The organism is Streptococcus parasanguinis (assembly GCF_016648925.1).
In the GTDB taxonomy this organism is placed as follows: Bacteria; Bacillota; Bacilli; order Lactobacillales; family Streptococcaceae; genus Streptococcus.
The window spans coordinates 1-5,948 of the sequence record NZ_JACLQX010000039.1 but is presented as its reverse complement, the minus strand read 5'-3'; the positions used below and the strand labels follow the sequence as shown (position 1 = coordinate 5,948).

At 41.5% G+C, this 5,948-nt stretch carries 5 protein-coding genes and 1 tRNA gene; 1 reads left to right on the top strand and 5 read right to left on the bottom strand.

Annotated elements, in window-relative coordinates:
• Positions 1–73: 73 nt before the first annotated feature.
• The 4 genes from radC to gyrA form a co-directional block, all read right to left on the bottom strand.
• A complete protein-coding gene (gene radC / locus H7T97_RS10035) occupies positions 74–757 on the bottom strand; it encodes a RadC family protein (protein WP_045759397.1) in 684 nt (227 codons plus the stop codon).
• A gap of 54 nt (positions 758–811) precedes the next feature.
• The gene (locus H7T97_RS10030) at positions 812–1,090 is read right to left on the bottom strand and encodes a hypothetical protein (RefSeq protein WP_009730970.1); all 279 of its coding nucleotides are present in this window, start codon (positions 1,088–1,090) and stop codon (positions 812–814) included.
• A 181-nt stretch (positions 1,091–1,271) separates the two neighbouring features.
• Positions 1,272–2,015 carry a class A sortase gene (locus H7T97_RS10025; protein ID WP_009730969.1) on the bottom strand — a complete coding sequence of 248 codons (744 nt, stop codon included), beginning with the start codon at positions 2,013–2,015 and terminating at the stop codon, positions 1,272–1,274.
• 13 nt (positions 2,016–2,028) lie between these two features.
• Positions 2,029–4,485, bottom strand: coding sequence for a DNA gyrase subunit A (gene gyrA, locus H7T97_RS10020; protein WP_201090176.1), 2,457 nt, complete (start codon positions 4,483–4,485; stop codon positions 2,029–2,031).
• 198 nt (positions 4,486–4,683) lie between these two features.
• Here gyrA and H7T97_RS10015 point away from each other — a divergent pair, with 198 nt between their 5' ends.
• A complete protein-coding gene (locus tag H7T97_RS10015; RefSeq protein WP_201090175.1) occupies positions 4,684–5,670 on the top strand; it encodes an L-lactate dehydrogenase in 987 nt (328 codons plus the stop codon).
• A gap of 93 nt (positions 5,671–5,763) precedes the next feature.
• Here the strand turns inward: H7T97_RS10015 and H7T97_RS10010 are convergent.
• Positions 5,764–5,835: transfer RNA gene (locus H7T97_RS10010), tRNA-Arg, on the bottom strand.
• Between the last annotated feature and the right edge of the window lie 113 nt (positions 5,836–5,948).

Here is a 5,948-nt window from a genome sequence, read left to right as displayed (position 1 = left end):
TACTCAACTGTGCGGAGGTGGGACGACGAAATCGAATTCTAACGAATTACCGATTTCTGTCCCACTCTCTTTTTTATACCAAATAATCTGTCTCTTCACGGTAACTATAATAGTTTTCTTCAGATACAATCAAGTGATCCAATAGGGTTAAACCCATCACTTCACAGGCCTCTAAAACTCGTTGCGTTACTTCATCATCATTTTTACTGGGAAATACGGCACCAGATGGATGATTGTGAGCCAAGATGATAGAGGTTGCCATGTGCTTCAGTGCATAATGCAGGATTTCACGTGGCTCCGCAATACTTCGATTCACGGTTCCAATAAATATGGTCTGTTGATGAATAATTTCATTTTGCGTATTTAAATAGAGGGCAACCAGGTGCTCCTGTTTCTTATGGCCGATTTCCTGTTGAATTTTATGGGCCAATTTCTGACTGCTCATGATCTGTTCAGAACTCATTAATTCATCTTTATGAATTCTTCGTCCAAACTCAATCACAGCCTGAAGTTCGATGGCCTTCACCCGGCCAATGCCAGAGATTTCCTGTAGCTCCTCTAGGGTTAATTGACTTAACTCCTTTAAACTATTAACCGAACTCAAAAGCCCTTGTGCAATCTCATAAACGCTTTTTTTCTTATTGCCTGTCCTTAAGAGAATGGATAACAATTCTTGATGACTCAGCTTATCCACCCCTTCAGAAACCAAACGTTCTCTGGGAAGTAAAGATGGTTCAATAAATGAAATGTCGTACATAATTTCCTCCTCACCTATTAATTCGTAATAAAATGAGAAAATGACGACTTTTCATTATTTACAAGCGATTTCTTGTTTCAAATTGTCTAACACTAAGACTTCATCCTTATTGAAACGAATCTGGTAACCCGTTTGAACTTGTTCTAACTCCTTCAAAAATTGTTGAATTTCACATCGAATCAAGTACTCCTGACTCTGAGGAATCGCCTCTAGTGCTTGGTAGACTTGCTCTACTTCGTAGATGCCTTTCGTAATTAATCCGTTTCGCGGAAAATCATTTACTAAGAGATTGTAGAAATGATGCAAGAGATGATAAATTCGCTCTTTCGTCACTACTCTACCTCCTTATCATACTCTTTCTAATCCTATTATATACTGTAAATCCCTCTATATTATGACAACTTCCTTACATTATATTACCAATCTCTTACAATTTTACAAGAATGCTTCTTCCTTCACAAAGTTCTAGCCATATACATAAAGCCCAGGCATTACTGCCTTGGGCTTTATTTTTTTATAGTTGCATTTGATTATAGGACTTGCTAAATGAATCCAGGATCTCTTTTGGAGCTTTGTCGTAGTCAACAGAAGTTTCCAAATTTCCTTTTACAATCGTACGATAAGTTGCTGCCGCATCCTCACAGGTCACCAGTGTAATTTCATTAACACCTTCACGGTCTTGAATGACATCGACACGGTCTGGTGTCACTGTCTCCACAGAGGAAATCACATAGGTATAGATTTTTTCTTTATCTGTGATGTAGATCTTCATACCAGCTTTGGCTTTCTCTAACGGTGAAAACAACATGGCATTTGCTCCAGTTAAGCCAAATACGTGGTGACTAGCGAGAGAGTAATTCCCTTGTCCCATGACTTGAGTTTCCTTCATGGTACCCGCTCCATAGTAGAGCGCGACATTTTCCAGTCCTTTAAAAATTGGAAGGTTCATATTCAATTCAGGAATCGAAATCCCCCCGATTACAGGAAGCTGTTGAGCCTGCCATTGGGCATTGATAACAGCTTCCGTTGAGAGCGACTCAACATCTTGGAAATCAAAGCTCGTCTTCACTTCTTTATTCTTATCAATGGTCTTTTTGTCGACCTTGCTAACCTGGTATTGGTTGGTATGCCATACCATGATCATATTTCGGATCGGAGCATTGAAAATCAAGAGAAGTGAGAGAATAATCAAGAGTGTTGCAACGATATTGATAAGAGTATTACGTAAACTCTTTTTCTTTTTTCTTTTGCGTGACATGCTGTCCCCTTATCTATTCGTTTTCTTCCACTACTTCTTCATCCTTTTCATCAGGTTGCACCGTTGTAAAGGTCACAATTTTAGCATCCTGATCAAGTCGCATCACTTTCACTCCCTGAGTGGAACGACCTGTCTGAGAAATGTTGGCTACACCCGTCCGGATCATGACCCCAGTATCAGTAATGATCATCAGGTCTTCATCTCCTTTAACAGTTAAAAGACCAGCTAATGCACCATTTTTCTCTGTAATATTGGCTGTCTTGATTCCTTTACCGCCACGGCCTTTAGTTGGGTATTCGCTCGCTATGGTGCGTTTTCCATAACCTTTTTCGGTAATAATCAATACTTCATCCTGATCGGTGACGACACTTGCACCAACAACCTTGTCACCTTCGCGGAGATTAACCCCACGTACCCCTGTGGCAGAGCGTCCCATATTACGTACAACAGATTCGTTAAAGCGGACAGAATAACCATACTTGGTACCAATAATAACGTCTGTATTTCCGTCTGTAAGGAAGACGTTGATCAATTCATCCTCGTCTCGTAGGTTCAAGGCTTTCAACCCATTTTGACGGATATTAGAAAATTCTGCTACATTGGTCCGTTTCACCAAACCTTGTCGAGTCGTAAAGAAGAGATAGGCTTCATCACTTCGGTCTTGCTCAACATTGATAATGGTTTGTATGGACTCTCCATCGTCCAATTTCAACAGGTTAACAATCGGTAGACCCTTGGCTGTTCGACCATATTCGGGAATCTCATAGCCTTTTAGACGATAGACACGCCCTTTATTAGTAAAGAAGAGCAAGTGATCATGGGTGCTTGTAGAAACTAATTCACGAACAAAGTCATCATCCTTGACTCCTGTACCTTGAACCCCACGACCACCACGTTTTTGAGCAGTAAATTCAGCTTGATCCAAGCGTTTAATGTACCCTTTGTTGGACAGGGTAATCAAGACATCTGTTTCTTCAATCAAGTCCTCATCTTCAAGAGAAAGAACTTCTCCAACCATCAACTCTGTGCGACGAGCATCACCAAACTTGCGTTTGACTTCTTCCAATTCTTCCTTGATGATTGCAGCCACACGCTCTGGTTTTGCTAAAATATCCGTCAAATCAGCAATCAAGGCAACCAAATCATCGTATTCGCTTTGGATCTTGTCGCGTTCCAAACCAGTCAAACGACGAAGACGCATATCCAAAATAGCCTGGCTTTGGCGTTCAGAGAGTTTGAATTTAGACATCAATTCAGCTTGGGCTTCCGCGTCAGTCTGACTATTGCGGATAATCCGGATAACTTCATCGATGTGATCAAGAGCGATTAAGAGACCTTCCAAGATATACGCACGAGCTTCCGCCTTCTCTTTATCAAAGATGGTCCGACGAGTCACTACTTCTTTTTGGTGCTCAATATAAGAACTCAAAATCTGGCGAAGAGAAAGAATTTTTGGAACACCATTTTGGATGGCCAACATATTGAAACCAAAGTTGGTCTGCATTTGCGTCATCTTGAAAAGATTGTTCAAAATAACGTTGGCAGAGGCATCCCGACGTACCTCGATGACAAAACGAACCCCTTCACGGTTGGATTCATCTCGTACAGCAGTAATCCCTTCAATCCGTTTTTCTTGCACCAAGCGCACGATATGTTCATGGACCTTGGTCTTATTGACCATATATGGAAATTCCGTTACGACAATGCGTTCACGGCCACTCTTCGTTTCCTCGATTTCCGTACGAGAGCGAAGAACAATTGAGCCTTTCCCTGTTTCATAGGCCTTATGAATACCTGATCTTCCCATGACCAAGGCTCCAGTTGGAAAATCTGGACCAGGCAGCACTTCCATGAGTTCACGAGTGGTCACTTCAGGATTATCCATCATCAATTTGACGGCATCTATCGTTTCACCGAGATTATGAGGAGGAATATTAGTAGCCATCCCTACAGCAATTCCTGTAGCGCCATTTACAAGAAGGTTAGGGAAGCGTGCTGGTAGCACCAAGGGCTCCCGTTCACTGGAATCATAGTTATCTGCAAAATCAACTGTATTCTTATTGATATCCCGCAACATCTCAAGTGCGATCTTGCTCATACGGGCTTCTGTATACCGTTGTGCAGCGGCCCCATCTCCGTCCATAGAACCAAAGTTCCCATGGCCGTCCACTAGCATATAGCGATAGCTCCACCATTGCGCCATCCGAACCATGGCTTCATAAATAGAGGAATCTCCGTGTGGGTGGTATTTACCCATAACATCCCCTGTGATACGGGCTGACTTCTTATGTGGTTTATCTGGTGTAACACCCAATTCATTCATTCCGTACAAAATACGACGGTGAACAGGTTTCAAACCATCACGAACATCAGGGAGGGCACGAGCAACGATAACACTCATGGCATAATCGATAAAACTCGTCTTCATTTCTGATGTTAAATTCACATCAATTAGATTCTTATCCTGCATTCAAAAAATGCCTCTCTTTACTTAATTCACCATACTATTATAACACATTTTAGCCTATTTTTCTTCTAAGGAGTACAAATGTAAAAACGTTTACATCAAGGATTCATACTGTATCAGATGACAAAGACTTGCAAAAGTGGTAGAATGAAGACGTATGAGAATCTATCTCAAAAAAATATGAAGGAGACGTTTAGACTCATGACTTTGACTAAACAACACAAAAAAGTTATCCTTGTCGGTGACGGTGCCGTAGGTTCATCTTATGCATTTGCACTTGTCAACCAAGGAATTGCACAAGAGCTTGGAATTATCGAAATTCCTCAATTGCACGAAAAAGCTGTTGGAGATGCGCTTGACCTTAGCCACGCCCTTGCCTTCACTTCACCTAAGAAGATCTATGCGGCTGAGTACGCTGACTGTGCAGACGCTGACCTTGTTGTAATTACTGCAGGTGCTCCTCAAAAACCAGGTGAAACACGCCTTGACCTTGTTGGTAAAAACCTTGCGATCAACAAATCAATCGTTACAGAAGTTGTGAAATCTGGATTTAACGGTATCTTCCTTGTAGCTGCTAACCCAGTTGACGTATTGACATACTCTACATGGAAATTCTCTGGATTCCCTAAAGAACGTGTTATCGGATCAGGTACTTCTCTTGACTCAGCTCGTTTCCGTCAAGCTTTGGCTGAAAAATTGGATGTGGACGCTCGTTCAGTACACGCCTACATCATGGGTGAACACGGTGACTCAGAATTCGCAGTATGGTCACACGCTAACATCGCTGGTGTAAACCTTGAAGAATTCCTTAAAGATACTCAAAACGTTCAAGAAACTGAATTGATTGAATTGTTTGAAGGCGTTCGTGACGCTGCTTACACTATCATCAACAAAAAAGGTGCTACATACTACGGTATCGCTGTTGCCCTTGCTCGTATCACTAAAGCAATCCTTGATGATGAAAATGCAGTACTTCCACTTTCTGTATTCCAAGAAGGTCAATATGGTGTTAGCAACGTCTTTATCGGTCAACCTGCCATCGTAGGTGCACACGGTATTGTACGTCCAGTGAACATCCCATTGAACGATGCAGAACAACAAAAAATGAAAGCTTCTGCTGATGAATTGCAAGCAATCATTGATGAAGCATGGAAAAACCCTGAATTCCAAGAAGCATCTATCAACTAATTCAATTAGAAAAGACTCTCAAATTTGAGAGTCTTTTTTTGAGCTATGAACATAAGATAAAAAGGCTGAGAGACTTCTCAACCTTTTCTTCTTTCCACCCTGAGGGAATCGAACCCCCATCTCAAGAACCGGAATCTTACGTGATATCCATTACACTAAGGGTGGCAACTGTTATAGTATATCAAATTCTCAAGGATTTTACAAGTAAAAAAGAGAGTGGGACAGAAATCGGTAATTCGTTAGAATTCGATTTCGTCGTCCCACCTCCGCACAGTTGA